The following is a 17688-nucleotide window of genomic DNA, read 5'->3' as shown; positions in this document are numbered from 1 at the left end:
CGGAAACACTATCTGAGGAGCATTGCCGTGGAATCGCGCCGCATCACCGTTCTCTCCGCCGGACTGGGCGTCCCGTCGTCCAGCCGCCTGCTGGCTGACCAGTTGGCAGCCTCCGCGCAGCGGCAGCTGGCCGCCGCAGGTTACGGCGTCGATATCGCGGTCGTCGAACTGCGGGACATCGCCGTAGACATCGCCAATAATTTCGTGACTGGCTACGCGGGTCCGGCGCTTGCCGACGTCATCGCGGGTGTTGAGGCCTCAGACGGCATCATCGCTGTCAGTCCGGTCTTCAGCGCCTCCTACAGCGGCCTCTTCAAGTCTTTCATCGACGTCCTCGACCCCTCCCCGCTTGAGGGCAAGGCCGTGCTGCTTGGCGCCACCGCCGGAACTGACCGGCATCAGATGGTCCTCGACTTCGCCATGCGGCCCCTGTTCACCTATCTTCGTACCCGGACGGCCGGCACGGCTGTTTTTGCCGGTCCGCAGGACTGGGGTCATAACGACGGCGCCGGCTCACCGCTTTCCACGCGGATCGACCGGGCGGCCGGCGAGTTCGCCGGCCTGCTGCAGGGCCCACAACCGTATTCCAAGCAGGCCGCTCTCGAATCTTTGCCGTTCGAGCAGTTGCTCGCGGGTATTTCCGGGCGGCACTGAACAGGAGGGCGGAGGTCAGTCCTCCAGGAGAGCGATGAACTCCCGGGCCTGCTTGATGGAGATGTCTGAGTGGCGGGTGAGCGCCTCCGCCGCTGCCTCCGTGTCGCCGCTCCGGGCCATGGTACGGATACGCCCGTAGATCTCGTCGTTGAGCATATTGCTGCTGACCTCGCGGGTGATCTCGCCTTTGCTGGCGATGGCCCGGTAGCGGTAGGCAAACCGCTGGGGGGCGTCGTCGTCCTCCTCGCTGGGAGTCTGTTCGGCCGCCTCCGGGCGGAAGGGCTGCGGATGGGCAGCGAGGGCGCCCACGGCGTCCCGTGAGGCCCGCAGGCCGTCACCGGTGGCTTCGAGGTAGAGCTTGATGGCTCCCATTGCCTGCCCCTGGGCGATCAGCGCATAGAGGCGCCGGTGCTGCTCCTGGTCGAGTTTGGCCGCCGAGGCACGTGCCAGCTCGATCGGGTCGCGCACGGGCGCCGGGGACGCCTCCGGCCGGGATTGACGGCTGCGGTTAAGGGCGCGGGCGCCCAGTAGAACGCCGGCGCCGACGAGCACCAGAATTAGCAGGGGGATGAGCAGCGATTCCATGAAAACTACAGCCGATCTACGTAATTCTTGGCGGTCGAGAGATCCGAATGGGTTGCCTGCCGCAGCAGCTTGACGGCTTCGGTCTTCTTGCCGTTCTGGGCCAATGACTGCAACTGCAGGGCAAACTGGGGGTTTAGGTGGCCACCGGGCAGGACGGCCCCTGGTAGCCGGGCTGCCCGAATGCCGGAGCGGATCCCGTCTGTGCCCGCAGCGTGTTGCGGGCGTGGTCGGCCTGCTGTGATTGCTGCTGTTCGTTCTGGCTGGGCCGGGTCACGGCGTCGAGCCGGGCCCGGGCAGCCGTCGCGGCCTGTACCTGGGCAGCGTAATGCGCCTGTGAGCGTACCGCCAGTTCCTGCTGGTAGCGCTCGGCGTCGGACACGCCGAAATCGCGCGGCCGCAGGGCCGTAACAAACGCCCAGAGGACTGCCGCCAGGATGAGGGCAGGCAGCATAACCAGCAATACATCGCCCATAGAACGAGCATATGCCAGATCACAGTTATCCACAGCACATTCTGCACCGGGCATGCGTGGGTCGGCGGGGGCGGCTTTCCGTCGGAGTATTCGTGGGGAACATCACTAAATTCGCATATTCCGGCCCGGGTATGGCCTCATGGGCCGGCCGCTATCCCCAGCCCCTGGCTGCGGTCTGTGGACGACGGCGGCCCGAAATTCTTTTGTGTCCACACGGCAGATCCGGTGTTTCCGCAGGTCAGGACGCTGCCGGGCGTCCAAGAAACTTTCTATCCACAGGTGTTCCCACAGGCTGTGCACAAGCAGACGGCAGTAGTGCACAGCTTATCCACAGGGGCAACCGGCGCTCGGGTTGGTGCCTGCCCGGTCGGGGGATAACGTAGCTGGAGATCGAGCCGAGGATACCGAAACCCGGTGCGACCTCCCCCGGGCCCAGCCCGCCAAGCCTGGCCCGCAAACCGGACAGCAATGGGGGCCGGAAGCACCGGGGCGGACAAAGTGTCGCAGCCGGCTGATAGGACTTAACTCGTCGGGAATCCGCCGGGGCCGACGCCACCGGCACAGCACGGACCAAGGCATACGCGTCGCAGGCGAACTGATATCCGCTGCGGCACACAACGGAGGACGGCAGTTTTGTCAGTTACGCATCTGGACTCAATCGAGGGAACGCGGGGAGCCGAAGGCAGCCGCAAGCCGCCGCAGGACATTCCCGCCGAACAGTCCGTCCTCGGCGGCATGATGCTGTCGAAGGACGCCATTGCCGACGTCGTCGAAATTCTCCGGGGCGTTGACTTCTACCGCCCGGCACACGAGACCATCTACGAAGCCATCATCGATCTTTACGGCCGGGGCGAGCCCGCCGACGCCGTCACGGTCTCGGATGAACTGACCAAGCGGGGTGAGATCAACAGGATCGGCGGTCCCGCCTACCTGCACGAACTCATCCAGACCGTCCCTACCGCCGCTAATGCCGGCTATTACGCTGAGATTGTGGGCGAACGCGCGGTCCTGCGCCGCCTTGTCAATGCCGGAACCAAGATCGTCCAGCTCGGTTACGGCCAGGACGGCGAGGTCGAGGACCTGGTGAACCAGGCCCAGGCCGAGATCTACGCCGTGGCGGAGCGCCGCACCGCGGAGGACTACGTGGTCCTCAAGGACGTCATGGAATCCACCGTGGACGAGATCGAAGCATCCGGGCACCGCGAGGAGGGGATGACCGGTGTGCCTACCGGCTTCTACGAACTGGACGAACTCACCCATGGTCTGCACCCAGGCCAGATGATTGTCATCGCAGCCCGCCCCGCCGTCGGCAAGTCCACCTTCGCGCTGGACTTTGCCCGCTCCGCTGCCATCAAGAACAACTTGGCCACGGTGATGTTTTCTTTGGAAATGGGCCGGAACGAGATCGCCATGCGGTTGCTGTCCGCGGAGGCCACGATCGGCCTGCAGGACCTGCGCAAGGGAACGATTAAGGACGAGCAGTGGTCCAAGATCGCCACGACCATGGGCCGGATGAACGACGCCCCGCTGTTCATCGACGACAGCCCCAACATGTCGCTGATGGAAATCCGGGCCAAATGCCGCCGGTTGAAGCAGCAGCACGATCTCAAACTTGTCATCCTCGACTACCTGCAGCTGATGAGCTCCGGCAAGAAAGTGGAGTCCCGCCAGCAGGAAGTCTCTGAGTTCTCCCGTGCCCTGAAGCTGCTGGCCAAGGAACTGCAGGTTCCGGTCATTGCCCTGTCCCAGCTGAACCGTGGCTCCGAGCAGCGCCAGGACAAGAGGCCGATGGTGTCGGACCTGCGTGAATCCGGTTCCATTGAGCAGGACGCCGACATGGTCATTCTGCTGCACCGCGAAGACGTTTACGACAAGGAATCCCCCCGGGCCGGCGAAGCGGATATTCTCATCGCCAAGCACCGTAACGGTCCCACCAAGGACATTGTGGTTGCCTTCCAGGGCCACTACTCCCGGTTCGCCAACATGGCCGCCGACGCCGGAGGTGGCGGTTTCTAGGGGCTAGCTGCCGCCAGCACCGAGGAGGTGGTTGGGCAGCCGGTTCCCGGGTGCCCGGCCCCGGATTTCCAGCAGTTCCAGGGCGTGGGCGTGCAACCGCTTGTCCTCCTCGGACACCGGCACCCATTGTGGGACCGGCACGGACGTGCCGTGCTCGTCACGCGCCACCATCACGGTCAGGCAGTACGTGGTGAGCTCCAGCACCCGCCCCTTGGGATCGCCCGAACGGACATGGACCGCGATGTGCATGCCTTTCGTTCCGGTGTAGACCAACCGGGCCTCCACCTCCACCACATGGCCTATCAGCAGCGGACGGTAGAACCGCACGCCACCGGAAAAGACCGCCACCGTGTCCATCCCGCAGTAGCGTGACGCGCAGACAAAGGCCGCCTCGTCGATCCATTTCATGACGATGCCACCGTGTACTTTGCCGCCCCAGTTCACGTCCGTAGGCGCCGCCATAAAACGCAGGATGACTTTCTCCGCAGTTCCGGCGTCAGTGTATTCCTGCCCGCCCATTGCCTGGACGATGTCCTCACGGACTTTGATCCGCGCCAGGGCGTGGTCGCGCTGTTCAACTTCATCCGGCGTCGCCGGGTTGAACGGCGGGACGCTGGCGGGTTTGCCATCTCCGCCCACGGCCACGAAAATCACCAGGCATTGGCTGCGCATCGTGGCCGGTCCGCCCCTGGGATCGCCTGAGGACACCACGGTGCGGATGTGCATGGATGACCGGCCCGTGTAGACAATCGTGGCCGTGACCTCCACCATGTCCCCGCTGTTGACCGGGTCAGTGAAGTGGATGTTGCCGACATACGCCGTCACACAGTAGGACTTGGCCCAGCCGACCGCGGCGGCGTACGCCGCCTTGTCCACCCATTCGAGCACGGTCCCGGCGTCCACCGAGCCGCTGTGGCCGACGTCAGTGGGCGCCGCGAGGAAGCGCAGGGTCACGGCATTGGCGGCAGTCTCACTCATGAGGAGAGTTTACTGACGCGCCGCGGAAGCGCCGCCGGCCGCCGACATAATCGCCGTCTGGACCGCCACACACCGGGCGTCGATTCCCGCCGCCGCCCGCGGACGACGGCGGGCAGGCACCCGCGCACCCGGTGCCGCTAGGGTGGTTGCGTGCCAGCCTCCACCCCGACCCCCACACCGCTGCCTTCCCCGCCGGAGCGCCGGCGGGAGATCCTGCGGCTCGCAGTTCCGGCCTTCGGTGCGCTGATAGCCGAACCGCTGTTTCTGCTCGCAGACGCCGCCATAGTGGGCCACCTCGGAGTCGCCCAGCTGGCCGGCGTCGGGCTCGCCTCCGCGGTGCTGCACACAGCGGTGGGCCTCATGGTCTTTCTTGCCTATTCCACCACTCCGGCCGTCGCGCGGGCGGTCGGCAACGGGCAGCTCCCCAAGGCCCTTGCTGCCGGCCGGGACGGCGTGTGGTTGGCGCTGCTCCTGGGAGTCGCTCTTGCAGCGGCCGGATCCTTGGCCGCCGAGCCGCTGCTGGGCTTGATGGGCGCCCGCGGTGAGGTCCGCACGTTCGCCGTTGACTACCTGCGCTGGTCAATGCCCGGACTCGTCGCGATGCTGCTGATCTTCGCCGGCACCGGGGTGCTGCGGGGCCTGCAGGACACCCGCACCCCGCTGTTGGTTGCGGGCGCCGGTTTTACGCTGAACATCGTGCTGAACTTCTTCCTGGTTTACGGGCTGCACCTGTCCGTCGCCGGCTCCGCGATCGGCACCAGCGCCGCGCAGTGGGCCATGGCGCTGGTGTACGTGGTGATGGTCCGCCGGAACGCCCGGAACCACGGCGTGTCACTGCGACCGAGTTGGCGTGGCATCCGCGCCCTGGCCAGCGTGGGATCCTGGCTGATGCTGCGTACGCTCAGCCTGCGGCTCGCTATTCTCGCCACCGTCGTGGTGGCCACGGCGCAGGGACCGGTCAACCTGGCAGCCCACCAGCTCGCAATGACCGTCTTCACCCTCCTCGCGTTCGCCCTGGACGCCCTGGCGATTGCCGCGCAGGCGCTGATCGGCAAGGAACTTGGCGCCGGCCGTCCAGCGGCTGCGCGTGAGCTCACCGGCACCATGGTCCGCTGGGGCCTTGGCTTCGGGGTGCTGACAGGGATCCTTGTGGCGGGCGCAGCTCCGTGGACGGGATTGCTCTTCACGCCCGACGGCGAGGTCCGGGCTGCGCTCACGCTGGCGCTCTGGGTGCTCGCGGCCGGACAGCCGGTTGCCGGCTACGTCTTTGTCCTCGATGGCGTACTTATCGGAGCGGGGGACGCCAAGTACCTGGCGATTGCCGGCGTGGTGAACCTCGCCGTGTACCTGCCCCTGCTTCTGGCCGTGCAGCAATCCGGTGTTGGCGGCGGCGCGGGACTGCTCTGGCTGTGGGCGGCGTTCTCGCTTGGCTATATGGCGGCCCGGGGGCTGACGCTGGGCCTCCGGGCGCGGACCGACCGCTGGATCGTGTTGGGAGCGCACTGAGACGGGAATGCCGGTCCGGTCCGGCGGGGGCCGGCCGGGTCGCGGCGCCGGCGGGTGTGACGCCGCACTAAACTGGACGGGTGACTTCTCCCGCAGCCCCGCAGCCCGCCACCGCCCTTCCCGCCGCGGCCGACCTCTGGAAACCGGTGCTGGTCCGTGCCGTTCTCGCCCTGGCCTTCGGGGCCGTCACCGTCTTCTGGGCCGCGCCGTCTTCGTCGGAGATGGGCTGGACAGGCGGACTCTACCTGCTGGCCACAGGCGTGGTGTTGCTCTGGAGTGTGGGTAAATCCGGTCTCCGGCCCGGCTCCGCGGCCGGCAAGGCGCTCTCAGCCGCCGGAGCGGTGCTGACCGGAACCGGCGTCGCGGTGGCCTTCATCTCCGGCAACCTGGCTTTCGGCGTGCTCGCGGCGGTGGGCCTGGGGCTGGCCGGGGCCGCGGAACTGTACCTCGGCTTCACCTGCCGTGGGCGGTCCCTTTTGGCGCGTGACTGGATCGCCTCCGGCGCCGTCGGGCTCGGAACGGCGGCGTTGCTGCCGTTCTTTATTGACCTGGGGCCGCACGCGCTCCTCGGTGTCGCCGGTGGGGGAGCCATCATCAGCGGTGTGCTGTGGGTGCTTGCCGGACTGACCCTGCGGCACGATGCGCGGGCTGATTCGGCGGAGGCCGTAAACTAGTAGCGACAGGTTCTACCTCGCGTAGAACGATTGCGGCATCACAACTGCCACGCCTGGCGGCGTCGGCTGCAGGAGGAAGCATCGTGGCACAGCAGAAATCCGGGGAACCGCGCAAGCTGCGCACCTCGGTCAAGGGACCGCTCATGTTCTCTGCGTTCTGGGCTGTGCTGGCCTTTGTAGCCACCCTCATTTTTGCCTCCGGCGGCAGCGCGAAAATGCCCCGTTTTGATTTGGCGTTCACCGCCGCCGGCATCGCGTTCATCGTCATCCTGGTGGTGCTCGCCATGCTGGCGATGGGCCACAAACCCAATGCGGAGTACCTGGGCAAAGGATCCGGCGTGAACCTCAGTTCCCGGAAAGCCGGTCACGGCGGTCAGTCGGCGCAGACCCGGCCTGAAACCGGCGCACCGGATGCCGGACCCCATACACCGGGTGACGGCATCCGCTAAGTTCGCGAAGGCCGTCACCACGACGCCCGGTTTGCCCGGGCTGATGGAGCTACTTGGTCCAGGAAACCGGATTTTTCAAGTAGGGGTTGTCGCTGTAGTTGGCGTAGATGTAGCGGGAATCGGTGTACTCCACAGTTTTGACTTCGTCGCCGGCCGGCGCCAGGAACACCTGGCAGGACACCATGGTGCTGCCGACTTCCAGAGCCAGCGCGTCCCCGCTGCCCGTCGTGGCGAAGCGGGTGCTCTCGCATTGGTCGAAAGCGCCGAAGACAATCAGTGACTGCGCCTCCGACCCGTCCTTGAGTTGGGCCGTCACTTTGGGTTCGCTGATGCCCAGCGACGGCTTGCTCAGACTATCCATGCGGTGGCTGACGGAGACAAAGTACGGCGTCTGCCCGGCGAACTTCGCGGCGTCCTTGAACTTGGCGAAGTCGTCCGGGGTTCCTGCCACCACGCCGGTCAGTGTTGAGGTGAAGACCGCCTCCACGTACTTGGGGTCCGTCTTGTCCTTGCCCGTGTTGCTGTGGGTAACCGCGGTTTCACCGGCCTTGAGCTTGGTTCCCGGTGCTGTCAGCGGACCGGCGGTTCCTGCCGCGGGTGCCGAGGATACGGCCGCACTGGGGGTGGAACCGCCGGCACTGCTCGAAGCGGAGGCCGGCGCCGCCGGCGGACTGCTGGCCGCTGGGGCGGACCCTTCCGGCGAACTGCTGGCCGCCGGTGCCGGGGCACCGACGCCGCAGCCGGCCAGTGCGAAGGCCAGTATTCCGGTGATCCCCAGTGTTGCCGGGATATTCTGAAGCGGGCGGTGTGCCATATGTCGTGGTGTCCCTCAATTGGTTATCGCTGGCCTACTGGCTAAGCGAATTAATCCAGTCTATGGCTAAACCTCGCGTGGCTGTTCATCCCGCCGCCGGCGCGGGCATTGTTACGCCGTCAGGACGCGGCCTTCCGGGCCCGGTACGCGGCGACGTGGGCACGGTTCGCGCAGTTGCCGGTATCGCAGTAGCGCTTGGAGCGGTTTCGGCTGAGGTCCAGCACCACGGCGTTGCAGTCCTCGGCAGCGCAGACCAGCATCCTGTCCATCTCCTTGCTGCGGATGACATCCACCAGGGCCATCGCGGCCTCTGTGCTCATCCGGTCCGCCAGCGGCGCGTCAGGGGAGGTGGCGTGCAGATGCCAGTCCCACTGATCGTGCTTGACGAGTTGGGGGAGTGCCCGCGCCGTCCGCAGCAGGGCGTTCACGGTCTCCACGGCGGCAGACTCGTCAGCTAGCCACAGTGAGGCGAGTTCCCCGCGGAGCCGGTGTACGCTGGCCAGCTCGTCCGCGTCACCGGTCCGCGACCCGGTGAATCCCTCCGCCGCCAGGAAGTGATCGAGGTCGCGGCTGGTGCTGAGGTGTTCCTCGCCGTTGGCCGCGGAGTTGATGAGGTTAACCACCGAGCGCAGGGCCACCTCCGTGTCAGGGGCAAAAAGCATCTTGACTCCTTACGTGGGCAGCGCGTACTGTCATGAGCATAACCCCTTTTACTCCTGACAGGAGGCAGTCTTGTCTGCCGCACGCCGCTCCGCCGAAGCACCGGCACAGATACAATCCGGACCGCCGGCATCTGCTAGGCCCGGTGCAGGCAGGTTCGGCGCGGCGTCGGGGTTCATGGCGTCCGGCCTCGGCGTTGCCTTGTTCTCCTCCGCCGTGTTCGGCCTCTCCGGGTCCTTTGCCAAGGCGCTGCTGGAGACAGGCTGGAGCCCCGGGGCAGCCGTTACCGCACGTCTCACCGGCGCCGCGGTGATCCTGGCGGTGCCCGCGGTTCCGGCGCTTCGTGGCCGCTGGCACCAGCTGAAAGACAACTGGCTCACGGTGCTGCTCTTTGGTCTTATCGGGGTTGCTGCGTGCCAGCTGTTTTACTTCAATGCGGTGGCCCGGCTGTCGGTCGGGGTCGCGCTGTTGCTGGAGTATCTCGCCCCCGTCATCATCGTGTTGTGGCTTTGGGCTGCCAGCCGGAGATGCCCGAGGCCACTGACCATCGCCGGGACGCTGCTGTCCTTGGGCGGACTGGTGCTGGTGCTGGATCTCACCGGTGCGGTCAAGGTCGACGTCGTTGGTGTCCTCTGGGGAATCGCGGCAGCGGTGTGCCTCGCAATCTACTTCTTCATCACGGCCAAAGAGAATGACACCCTGCCACCGATCGTCCTGGCCTCCGGCGGGCTTCTGGTCGGGGCCGTGACCATGTGGCTTGCTGCGGCGACCGGCCTGCTGCCCATGACCTTCAGCGCAGCAGACACCCGGCTCGGCCCTTGGGTCACGCCCTGGTGGGTGGCCCTGGGCGGACTTGTGGTGCTGGCCACCGTGCTCGCCTACGTTTCGGGCATAGTGGCTGCGCGGGCGCTCGGCTCCAAGGTGGCGTCCTTCGTCTCGCTCACCGAAGTGCTGTTCGCCGTGATCTGGGCGTGGTTGCTGCTCGGCGAACTGCCGGGCCCCATCCAGCTTATGGGCGGGCTGCTAATCGTTGGCGGCGTCGTGCTGGTCAGGCTGGATGAGCTCAGGAGATTCCCGGTGGGCCCCGATGCCGCAGCACTCGACCACGCAAACGACGTGGAACCAGTTCCCTAAGGCAATGTTAAGGCCGGACGAATCTCGCTGGGCCCCGTTTCCCGTGCCCTCGATCCCGGCGGCAATGGCATTTAGCATGGAGGTATGTGCCGAAACATCCGGACCCTCCATAATTTCGAACCCCACGCCACCTCTGCTGAGGTCGAGGCCGCCGCGCTGCAGTACGTGCGCAAGATCAGTGGCAGCACCAAGCCCTCCAAGGCCAACGAAGCGGCTTTCAACCGGGCAGTCCAGGAGATCGCCCACGCCACCCACCACCTGCTTGACTCCTTGGTGACCCAGGCTCCGGCCAAGGATCGTGAGGAGGAGGCTACAAAGGCGAAGGCGAGGTCTGCCCTCCGCTTCGGCGCGGCCTGAAGAAGCGGTGCCGGGCCGCCGGGCAGTTACCTGCCGAAGCTGCGGAGCCGCAGGGAATTCCCCACGACCAGCACGGAGCTGGCTGCCATCGCGGCACCGGCGATCATCGGGTTGAGCAGGCCAAGCGCCGCCACAGGGATCCCGACGGCGTTGTAGAAGAAAGCCCAGAAAAGGTTTGTCTTGATCGTCGCCAGGGTCCGGCGGGACAGTTCGATGGCGAGGGCCACCTGCCCCAAGTCATTGCCCATCACCGTGAGGTCCGCGGCCTCGATGGCGACGTCGGTGCCGGACCCCATGGCGATGCCGAGATCAGCCTGGGCCAGTGCCGCGGCGTCGTTCACGCCGTCGCCGGCCATGGCCACCGTGGCGCCGCCGGCCTGCAGCTTCCGCACCGCGTCGACTTTTCCTTCCGGCAGTACCCCGGCGAAGACGTCTTCGGCGGCGATGCCGACGTCGGCCGCCACCTTCGCGGCGACTGCCGCGTTGTCTCCGGTGAGGAGAATCGGCCGGAGCCCCAGTTCCCGGAGCCGCAGAATTGCAGCGGCGGAGCCAGGCTTCAGCGTGTCCCGGAGGCTGATGAATCCGGCCGGCTCACCGTCTACGGCGACCCAGATGGCGGTGGCCCCCGACATCTCTGCTGCACCGAACGCCGCCAGTTGAGCGGCGGCGGGGTGGATGCCGTTCTCCTGCAGCCAGCCCGTCCGTCCGGCCGTGACGGCCTGGCCCTCCACGGTTCCCTGGACCCCGCCGCCCGGTGCGGATCGGAAGCCGGCAACGTCGGGGAGGGCGCGGGCTCCGCTGCCGTGGCGCTCCGCCTGGAGTGCGGCCGCTGCAACGGCGCGGGCGATTGGATGTTCTGATGCGGCCTCGACTGCCCCCGCCAGGCGGATGACCCCGGCCGGGGTAAAGGCTCCGAATGTCTCGGCGCCGTCAACAGCGAGGTGACCGGTGGTCACCGTCCCCGTCTTGTCCAGCAGAATGGTGTCAACCGTCCGGGTGTCCTCGAGAACCTGCGGCCCTTTGATCAGGATCCCCAGCTGGGCTCCCCGGCCGGTTCCGGTGAGAAGACCCACGGGGGTGGCCAGGCCCAGGGCGCAGGGGCAGGCGATGACCAGCACTGCGACGGCGGCCGTGAACGCGGCCCGCAGTTCGGCGTCGCTGATGGCCGGCCCGGCCGCGAGCAGCCAGGCGCCAAAGGTGAGGCTGGCGATGACCAGAACCACCGGAACGAATACCGCGCTGATCCGGTCCGCCAGCCGCGCGATTGGCGCTTTGCCGGTCTGCGCCTGGGCCACCAGGCGGCCCATCTGGGCCAGGGTTGTTTCGGCTCCCACCCGGGTGGCGCGGACCAGCAGCCGGCCGGAGGTATTGATCGTGGCGCCGGTAACCAGGGTGTCCGGGCCGACTTCCACCGGCACGGACTCGCCCGTGACCAGTGAGGCGTCCACCGCGGAGGAGCCTTCGACGACGATGCCGTCGGTCGCGATCTTTTCCCCCGGGCGGACGACTATGAGGTCGCCGACTCCCAGCTGATCGGCGGGGATCTGCTGCTCCAGGCCGTTCAGGAGGATGGTGGCATCCTTGGCGCCCAGGTTCAGCAGGGCTTTGAGCGCGTCACCCGCCTTTTGCTTGGCATTGGCCTCCAGGTAGCGGCCCAGCAACAGGAAGGTGGTGACCACCGCGGCGACCTCGAAGTACAGGCCGCCTGGGCCCGGGCCTTCCATGCCCGGCATCCCCTGGGGGTGGTCCGTCATCCGCGGATCGGCGGCAAGCTGCCAGGCGGAGAAGGCGTACGCGGCTGTGACGCCGATGGAGACGAGGGTGTCCATCGTTGAGGCGAAATGCCGGGCGTTGATGACGGCGGCCCGGTGAAACGGCCAGGCGGCCCAGGTCACCACGGGTAAGGCGATCGCTCCCGCCGCCCACCCCCAGTTGGGGAACTGGAAGGCGGGGAACATCGAGATCAGGAACACCGGGATGGTGAGGACCGCTGCGACGATCAGGCGCGGGCGGAGCCTGGCTGCCGCCGCGGATGCCGTGTGCACGCCGGGGCCATCGCCGACCACATGCTCCGCGTGCTCGGCCGTTCCTCCCTTGGACGCACGCTCCCGCATGTCCCCGGCAGAGACGGTCCTCTCACCCCCACCGGCGCTTTCGTTCGGCGTCTGAGTTTCGACAGGTCCGGTGCGTGCCGCTGGGTACTTCGGCGCACGGATTAGGGCTTTGTAGCCTGCTGCCTCCACCGTGGCGGTGATTTGGGCGTCGGTGACGGCTTCGGGGACGGTGACCCGGGCTGACTCCAGCGGGAGATTGACGGTGGCGGTGACGCCGTCAAGCTTTCCAAGCTTGCGTTCCACCCGGCTGACGCAGGAGGCGCAGGTCATGCCCTCGATGTCGAGTTCGATGACCCGGGTTCCGGGCTGGTCCAACAGTTGCTCTTTACTCACGGTGTTCCCTGTCTTTCCTGCGGTGCGTGGTGCCAGGTGCTCGTGCTCTGTACCCGGTGTGCGGTGTGGGACGCGGCGGGCAGGTTCAGCTCTCGTTGGACACCACGAGGTAGCCCGCCTCGGCCACGGCCTCGCCGATCTGCGAAGAGGACAGGGCGCCGGCGGAGGTGATGGTGACGGTGGAAATTCCCCCGGCGTTGAGGTCGACGTCGACCTTCTCAACGCCGGCCAGGGACTCGAGTTCTTCGCTGACGGAGGACACGCAGTGCCCGCAGGTCATGCCGGACACGTTGACGATGGTGGAGACGGCGCTCATGGACTTACTCCTGGTGGGGGATGCCGGTTCGGCACCCCGGTGGGGTGAAGGGTGGTTTTGCCGCTACCGCAGCAGCCGGCCGATGGCATCGGTGGCCTCTTTGACCTTAAAGTCGATGGCCTCCGCACGCAGAGCCGGATCCGGCTCTGCGGCGGCACCGACCACGCAGTGGCCGATGTGCTCCTCCACCAGCCCAAGGCTGACGGCGTGCAGGGCCTTCGTGACGGCGGCGACCTGGGTGAGGATGTCGATACAGTATTTGTCGTCCTCGACCATCCGGGCGATGCCGCGCACCTGGCCCTCGATCCGCTTCAGCCGCAGCTGGTAGGCGTCCTTGTTGGCGGAATAGCCGTGTGTCTGCTGCGGCCCGGCGGTGGCCGATGGCGGGGCCGGGATCTCAGGCTCATTCATAGAGCCAACATATACCCCCCGAGGGTATCTGGCAAGTACCCCGCGGGGGTATGGCATGTGCGCCCGGAGGCATCCGCCCGGACACAAAAGAGCTCCGGAGTGCGTTATTGGGGGATACGCACTCCGGAGCAGTCTTTGGGCGGGCCGAGAACTTCAAACACAGCGTCTAAAACGGTGTGGCTCAACCGGTGAATCTCTAACCCGCTGTATCGAGTTTACTTGGCGGTTGGCGGAGAAAGCCAGCACCCCGAATAACTACTTTCGCTTTAGTTTCGGGGCGGCCGCCCCGGTCCCGTGATTTGTTACCCGGGTCAGGACCCATGCCTCGTCCGGTGGTGGTCCGCAGCACGGACCGGAACAATCAAAACCGGGTGAAACTGGTGGTGGCTGAGCCAGGCAGCCACGGAACCATTGAGGGCTGCGGAGATGCGGTGGCCCAGACCCGGCTCGGGGGTGCCCACAATAATCATCGCGGCGCCGGTCTCGGCCGCCAACCTCCCCAGCGCACGTGCCGGATCGCCTGCCAGTGTTCGCAAGGCCCAAGGGACGCCCAGGTTGTCACACGCTGCGCTGATGCTGCTCCGCAACTCCTGGGTCACGGCCCGGATTTCGGCGTTGTCCGTGTCGGGGTGCAGCGAGAGCCGGTGGGCGGACCGTGCTGGATCCCACTCGACGAGATAGCTCGCCTCATCAACATGGGCGCAGATCAGTGCGGTGCCGAGCGTGGCTGCCAGCGCGGCGGCGGTCTGCAGTACTTCGGATCTCTGCCCCGGGAGCACGCCGACGACGAGGGGCGGCGGACTCCCGGGGTATTCGGCGGACATGCCTCATTGTGGCTTCCGCATTGCGGCAGGAACAGGGACTTCCTCCCCGTTGTCCCTCAGGAAGGTCACCGGTTGCGGCGAAGCCCCTGAACTTGCGATTCGACGGATGGGGCGGCGGGCAAGAAACCATTGCGGCCATGCACGGGTGGTGGTTCCATGGGGTGCATGGCTACCGCAGAGAGTTATGTACTGGCGATCGGCACCAAAAAGGGCCTCTGGCTGGCAACGAGCCCGGACCGGACATCCTGGACCGTTTCCGGCCCCCACTTCCTGATGAGCGAAATCCCCAGCATAGGCATCGACACCCGCGAGGGCAGGACCCGGATTCTGGTCGGCGTCCGTTCCGAGCACTGGGGTCCCACGGTCTTTCATTCCGATGACCTGGGGGAGACCTGGACGGAGCCCGAACAAGGGGCCATCCGTTTTCCCGCGGACACGGCGGCCGCCCTGGAACGCGTCTGGCAGATCCACCCCGACGCCGAGGCCCGTCCAGGCGTCGTCTGGGCCGGCTGCGAACCGATCTCGGTCTGGAAGTCCACCGACGGCGGTGAACACTTCGAACTCAACCGCGGCCTCTGGGACCACCCGCACCGCGGTGAATGGGGCGCCGGCTTCGGTGGCGCCGCAGCGCATTCGATCGTCCTCGATCGCACCGGAGAGAAGGTGCATGTGGCCATGAGCACGGGTGGCGTCTACCGTTCGCTGGACGGCGGCAGTTCGTGGGAGCCGCGCAACAAAGGCATCTCGGCATACTTCATGCCCGACCCCAACCCGGAATTCGGCCAGTGCGTCCACAAGATTGCCGCGGACGCCGCCGTCGACGGCCGGCTATACGCGCAAAACCACCATGGCGTCTACCGCAGCGACGACGACGCCGAGAACTGGGAGTCGATCGCTGACGGGCTGCCGGCAGACTTCGGTTTCGTCATGCTGACGCATCCGCGCCGTGCCGGCACGGCCTGGGTCATCCCCCTCAAAGCGGACGGCGAGCGGATCCCGCCGGAGGGAAAGCTGGCCGTGCACCGGACCGATGACGCCGGCGCGAGCTGGAAACGGCTGGACGCCGGTTTGCCGCAGGCAGAGTTCAATTCAGTCCTCCGCGACGCGGCCTGTGTCGATGCGGCTGAACCAGCCGGCGTGTACTTCGGCACCCGCGGCGGCAGTGTTTACGCCAGCGCGGACGAGGGCGAGCACTTCACCGAGGTGGTCTCACACCTGCCGGATGTGCTGTGCATTCGTGCCGCGGCCGTGTCCCCGGCGTCCGTGCCCGGTTCCATGGCAGCCGGCATGGCCGGACGTGGCTGAGGCGCCATGGCCGGAATCAGTGTGGTGTTGCCAAGTGTGCTCCAGGCATTCGCCGGTGGCCGGCCCGTACTGATTGCCTCCGCTGAACAGGAGGTCTCGGTAGCGGGCCTGCTGGATCTGGTGGCGGCCGAGTACCCGGCGTTGTCGCGGCGACTGCGCGACGAGACGGGGATGGTCCGGCGCTACGTGAATATATACGTCAATGGGAATGAAATCCGCCGACTGCAGGGCCTGTCCACCCCTGTGAGCCCCGGCGCAGAAGTCCTGATCATCCAGTCCGTGGCCGGGGGCTGACGGCTTCACTCTGGTGGCCACGTGGTCTTAGGCCACCCGCCAGAGGCTGCACTCGTCCGCGTTGAGAGCCTTCCGGGTGCCGGACTGGCGGTCCAGGATCCACACGACGCCGATTCCGGGCGCCGTTTCCTGGACGCTGCCGCGCCGGATCACCACGTCGTCGTAATTGGGCCCGACCTTCAGCCGCGCCTCGATCTCGTCGCCCCGGCGCAGCTGCTCCAGGGCACGGACACGGGTCACATGGGTTTTGGCTTCCTTCAACATGGCGGGCCTCCTGGAATGGAGCATGGTGCCTGCTCTTGCCGGCACTTCCAGTGTGAAGCGCCAATGTTGCCGCCGCATTTCCGCCGGGTAAGACGTGGGTAAGCGCTTGGCGCGGGAGCCGCTCTGGCGGGCAGCGGGGCGCTCGGACACAATGGGCCTATGCAATTGCCCCTGATGCCCCCGATCGCTCCAATGCTGGCGAAAGCCGTAGCTGCCCTGCCTGACGGTCCGGTGATGTTCGAACCGAAATGGGACGGTTTCCGGGCGATCATCTTCCGGGACGGCGGCGATGTGGAGATCGGCAGCCGCAACGGCAAGCCGCTGACCCGCTACTTTCCCGAGCTTGTCGAGGCCTTGAAGGCAAACCTGCCGCCGCGCTGTGTGCTCGACGGCGAGATCATCCTGGTCGGCGCCTCCGGAGACCGGCTGGATTTCGATGCGCTGCAGCAGCGCATCCATCCCGCCGCCAGCCGGGTCCAGCTGCTGGCAGAACAGACCCCGGCGCGGTTTGTGGCGTTCGATCTGCTGGCGCTGGACAACGAGGACTTCACCGCCCGCCCGTTCGTGGAGCGGCGGGAGGCGCTTGAGCGTGCGCTCGCGAAAAGCTCGGCGCCCATTCACGTGACGGCCGCGACCCGGGACAGGCAAACCGCCGGGGAGTGGTTCCACCAGTTCGAGGGGGCCGGGCTCGACGGAATTGTGGCCAAACCGCTGGACGGACCATATCTCGCGGACAAGCGCGCTATGTTCAAGATCAAGCACGAACGCACGGCCGACTGCGTGCTGGCGGGATTCCGGGTACACACCTCCGGGCCGGACCGCGTCGGGTCACTGTTGCTCGGGCTCTACGACGACGACGGCGGACTCGCCAACGTGGGTGTGGTCGGGGCCTTTCCGATGCAGCGCCGCAAGGACCTTTTCCAGGAGCTCCAGCCGCTGGTGACCAGCTTCGACGAGCACCCCTGGGCCTGGGCACGGCAGGAGGAGGGCGCCCGGACGCCGCGCAAAGCAGAGGGCAGCCGGTGGAGCGGAGGCAAGGACCTCTCCTTCACCCCGCTTCGGCCTGACCGGGTAGTGGAAGTGAAATACGACCATATGGAGGGAGAACGGTTCCGCCACACAACGCAGTTTGTCCGGTGGCGCCCGGACCGGGACCCGCGCTCCTGCACCTATGAGCAACTCGAAGAACCGGTCAAATATGATCTGGCGGCGGTGCTGGGGGCCGGCACGTCCTGACCGGGTGGACCTCCCTGACGCTCAAACCCGCCTGCTTTTCGGCGACGGCCAGAGCAGCCTGGCAGGCGTGCTCCAGCCGGTCTAATTGTTCACTAGTAGAACAACCGTGCAATATGTGAACAAGCGCGCTACTGTAATTTTCACCACAAAGCTCCGGCCTGCGCACGATCGGCCGCCGCCTACCCAGTGCCGCCGTCGGAGGAGCTATCCGGATGAGCTATCAAGCAGGGTCCCTGCCCGCGGGCTTGATCGGCGGTTGCGGCGCGACATCATCCGGCTGGGACTTCCTGAT

At 66.6% G+C, this 17688-nt stretch carries 20 protein-coding genes; 10 read left to right on the top strand and 10 right to left on the bottom strand.

Annotated features, from left to right (window positions below):
• Positions 1–27: 27 nt before the first annotated feature.
• Positions 28–654, top strand: coding sequence for an FMN reductase (locus RCH15_RS05175; protein WP_326958751.1), 627 nt, complete (start codon positions 28–30; stop codon positions 652–654).
• 15 nt (positions 655–669) lie between these two features.
• On the opposite strand, the gene RCH15_RS05170 is transcribed toward RCH15_RS05175, so the two are convergent.
• Entirely contained in the window at positions 670–1239 is a 570-nt protein-coding gene (locus RCH15_RS05170; protein WP_326958749.1) for a hypothetical protein, read from the bottom strand.
• A gap of 133 nt (positions 1240–1372) precedes the next feature.
• Complete coding sequence (locus RCH15_RS05165) at positions 1373–1711, bottom strand: hypothetical protein (protein WP_326958747.1); 339 nt, start codon at positions 1709–1711, stop codon at positions 1373–1375.
• A 633-nt stretch (positions 1712–2344) separates the two neighbouring features.
• Between RCH15_RS05165 and dnaB the strand changes: the two genes are divergently transcribed.
• Positions 2345–3727: a replicative DNA helicase gene (gene dnaB / locus RCH15_RS05160; RefSeq protein ID WP_326958745.1), complete on the top strand. Its 1383-nt coding sequence runs from the start codon at positions 2345–2347 to the stop codon at positions 3725–3727.
• 3 nt (positions 3728–3730) lie between these two features.
• On the opposite strand, the gene RCH15_RS05155 is transcribed toward dnaB, so the two are convergent.
• Positions 3731–4705 carry an acyl-CoA thioesterase gene (locus tag RCH15_RS05155; protein WP_326958743.1) on the bottom strand — a complete coding sequence of 325 codons (975 nt, stop codon included), beginning with the start codon at positions 4703–4705 and terminating at the stop codon, positions 3731–3733.
• Between the two features lie 150 nt (positions 4706–4855).
• Between RCH15_RS05155 and RCH15_RS05150 the strand changes: the two genes are divergently transcribed.
• From RCH15_RS05150 to RCH15_RS05140, 3 genes are all read left to right on the top strand, one after another.
• On the top strand, positions 4856–6211 hold the full coding sequence (locus tag RCH15_RS05150) for an MATE family efflux transporter (protein ID WP_326958741.1): 1356 nt from the start codon (positions 4856–4858) through the stop codon (positions 6209–6211).
• Between the two features lie 80 nt (positions 6212–6291).
• On the top strand, positions 6292–6885 hold the full coding sequence (locus RCH15_RS05145) for a hypothetical protein (RefSeq protein WP_326958739.1): 594 nt from the start codon (positions 6292–6294) through the stop codon (positions 6883–6885).
• 83 nt (positions 6886–6968) lie between these two features.
• Positions 6969–7334 carry a hypothetical protein gene (locus tag RCH15_RS05140; RefSeq protein ID WP_326958738.1) on the top strand — a complete coding sequence of 122 codons (366 nt, stop codon included), beginning with the start codon at positions 6969–6971 and terminating at the stop codon, positions 7332–7334.
• Between the two features lie 49 nt (positions 7335–7383).
• On the opposite strand, the gene RCH15_RS05135 is transcribed toward RCH15_RS05140, so the two are convergent.
• Both RCH15_RS05135 and RCH15_RS05130 read right to left on the bottom strand, forming a co-directional pair.
• Positions 7384–8148 (bottom strand): hypothetical protein, encoded by a 765-nt coding sequence (locus RCH15_RS05135; RefSeq protein WP_326958736.1) that lies wholly within the window; start codon positions 8146–8148, stop codon positions 7384–7386.
• A 119-nt stretch (positions 8149–8267) separates the two neighbouring features.
• Positions 8268–8810, bottom strand: coding sequence for a CGNR zinc finger domain-containing protein (locus RCH15_RS05130; protein ID WP_326958734.1), 543 nt, complete (start codon positions 8808–8810; stop codon positions 8268–8270).
• A gap of 175 nt (positions 8811–8985) precedes the next feature.
• On the opposite strand from RCH15_RS05130, the gene RCH15_RS05125 reads away from it, so the two are divergent.
• Positions 8986–9942, top strand: coding sequence for an EamA family transporter (locus tag RCH15_RS05125; protein WP_326958733.1), 957 nt, complete (start codon positions 8986–8988; stop codon positions 9940–9942).
• Between the two features lie 84 nt (positions 9943–10026).
• Positions 10027–10299, top strand: a complete 273-nt coding sequence (locus RCH15_RS05120; RefSeq protein ID WP_326958730.1) for a DUF2277 domain-containing protein — start codon at positions 10027–10029, stop codon at positions 10297–10299.
• 26 nt (positions 10300–10325) lie between these two features.
• Here RCH15_RS05120 and RCH15_RS05115 read toward each other — a convergent pair whose 3' ends face one another.
• The 4 genes from RCH15_RS05115 to RCH15_RS05100 all read right to left on the bottom strand — a co-directional run bounded on the left by RCH15_RS05115 (position 10326) and on the right by RCH15_RS05100 (position 14297).
• A complete protein-coding gene (locus RCH15_RS05115) occupies positions 10326–12746 on the bottom strand; it encodes a heavy metal translocating P-type ATPase (RefSeq protein ID WP_326958728.1) in 2421 nt (806 codons plus the stop codon).
• Between the two features lie 85 nt (positions 12747–12831).
• Positions 12832–13062, bottom strand: coding sequence for a heavy-metal-associated domain-containing protein (locus tag RCH15_RS05110; RefSeq protein ID WP_326958727.1), 231 nt, complete (start codon positions 13060–13062; stop codon positions 12832–12834).
• Between the two features lie 63 nt (positions 13063–13125).
• Positions 13126–13473 carry a metal-sensitive transcriptional regulator gene (locus RCH15_RS05105; RefSeq protein WP_326958725.1) on the bottom strand — a complete coding sequence of 116 codons (348 nt, stop codon included), beginning with the start codon at positions 13471–13473 and terminating at the stop codon, positions 13126–13128.
• Between the two features lie 311 nt (positions 13474–13784).
• Entirely contained in the window at positions 13785–14297 is a 513-nt protein-coding gene (locus RCH15_RS05100; RefSeq protein WP_326958723.1) for a universal stress protein, read from the bottom strand.
• A 156-nt stretch (positions 14298–14453) separates the two neighbouring features.
• Here RCH15_RS05100 and RCH15_RS05095 point away from each other — a divergent pair, with 156 nt between their 5' ends.
• Both RCH15_RS05095 and RCH15_RS05090 read left to right on the top strand, forming a co-directional pair.
• A complete protein-coding gene (locus RCH15_RS05095; RefSeq protein WP_326958721.1) occupies positions 14454–15602 on the top strand; it encodes a WD40/YVTN/BNR-like repeat-containing protein in 1149 nt (382 codons plus the stop codon).
• Between the two features lie 6 nt (positions 15603–15608).
• Positions 15609–15896, top strand: a complete 288-nt coding sequence (locus RCH15_RS05090; protein ID WP_326958719.1) for a MoaD/ThiS family protein — start codon at positions 15609–15611, stop codon at positions 15894–15896.
• Positions 15897–15923: 27 nt separating this feature from the next.
• On the opposite strand, the gene RCH15_RS05085 is transcribed toward RCH15_RS05090, so the two are convergent.
• Positions 15924–16160 (bottom strand): hypothetical protein, encoded by a 237-nt coding sequence (locus tag RCH15_RS05085; protein ID WP_326958717.1) that lies wholly within the window; start codon positions 16158–16160, stop codon positions 15924–15926.
• 159 nt (positions 16161–16319) lie between these two features.
• On the opposite strand from RCH15_RS05085, the gene RCH15_RS05080 reads away from it, so the two are divergent.
• A complete protein-coding gene (locus RCH15_RS05080; RefSeq protein WP_326958715.1) occupies positions 16320–17396 on the top strand; it encodes an ATP-dependent DNA ligase in 1077 nt (358 codons plus the stop codon).
• The last annotated feature ends 292 nt before the right edge of the window (positions 17397–17688 follow it).

The sequence above is a fragment of the Arthrobacter sp. MP_M4 genome (assembly GCF_035984855.1).
Taxonomy (GTDB): domain Bacteria; phylum Actinomycetota; class Actinomycetes; order Actinomycetales; family Micrococcaceae; genus Arthrobacter.
The sequence above is the reverse complement of the archived record's forward strand: the minus strand, read 5'-3'. Positions and strand labels throughout refer to the sequence as shown.

Coding starts and splice junctions, on each gene's coding strand:
- RCH15_RS05170 (WP_326958749.1), bottom strand. CDS start 1,239: ATGGAATCGCTGCTCATCCCCCTGCTAATTCTGGTGCTCGTCGGCGCC.
- RCH15_RS05165 (WP_326958747.1), bottom strand. CDS start 1,711: ATGGGCGATGTATTGCTGGTTATGCTGCCTGCCCTCATCCTGGCGGCA.
- RCH15_RS05155 (WP_326958743.1), bottom strand. CDS start 4,705: ATGAGTGAGACTGCCGCCAATGCCGTGACCCTGCGCTTCCTCGCGGCG.
- RCH15_RS05135 (WP_326958736.1), bottom strand. CDS start 8,148: ATGGCACACCGCCCGCTTCAGAATATCCCGGCAACACTGGGGATCACC.
- RCH15_RS05130 (WP_326958734.1), bottom strand. CDS start 8,810: ATGCTTTTTGCCCCTGACACGGAGGTGGCCCTGCGCTCGGTGGTTAAC.
- RCH15_RS05125 (WP_326958733.1), top strand. CDS start 8,986: ATGGCGTCCGGCCTCGGCGTTGCCTTGTTCTCCTCCGCCGTGTTCGGC.
- RCH15_RS05120 (WP_326958730.1), top strand. CDS start 10,027: ATGTGCCGAAACATCCGGACCCTCCATAATTTCGAACCCCACGCCACC.
- RCH15_RS05110 (WP_326958727.1), bottom strand. CDS start 13,062: ATGAGCGCCGTCTCCACCATCGTCAACGTGTCCGGCATGACCTGCGGG.
- RCH15_RS05105 (WP_326958725.1), bottom strand. CDS start 13,473: ATGAATGAGCCTGAGATCCCGGCCCCGCCATCGGCCACCGCCGGGCCG.
- RCH15_RS05100 (WP_326958723.1), bottom strand. CDS start 14,297: ATGTCCGCCGAATACCCCGGGAGTCCGCCGCCCCTCGTCGTCGGCGTG.
- RCH15_RS05095 (WP_326958721.1), top strand. CDS start 14,454: ATGGGGTGCATGGCTACCGCAGAGAGTTATGTACTGGCGATCGGCACC.
- RCH15_RS05090 (WP_326958719.1), top strand. CDS start 15,609: ATGGCCGGAATCAGTGTGGTGTTGCCAAGTGTGCTCCAGGCATTCGCC.
- RCH15_RS05085 (WP_326958717.1), bottom strand. CDS start 16,160: ATGTTGAAGGAAGCCAAAACCCATGTGACCCGTGTCCGTGCCCTGGAG.
- RCH15_RS05080 (WP_326958715.1), top strand. CDS start 16,320: ATGCAATTGCCCCTGATGCCCCCGATCGCTCCAATGCTGGCGAAAGCC.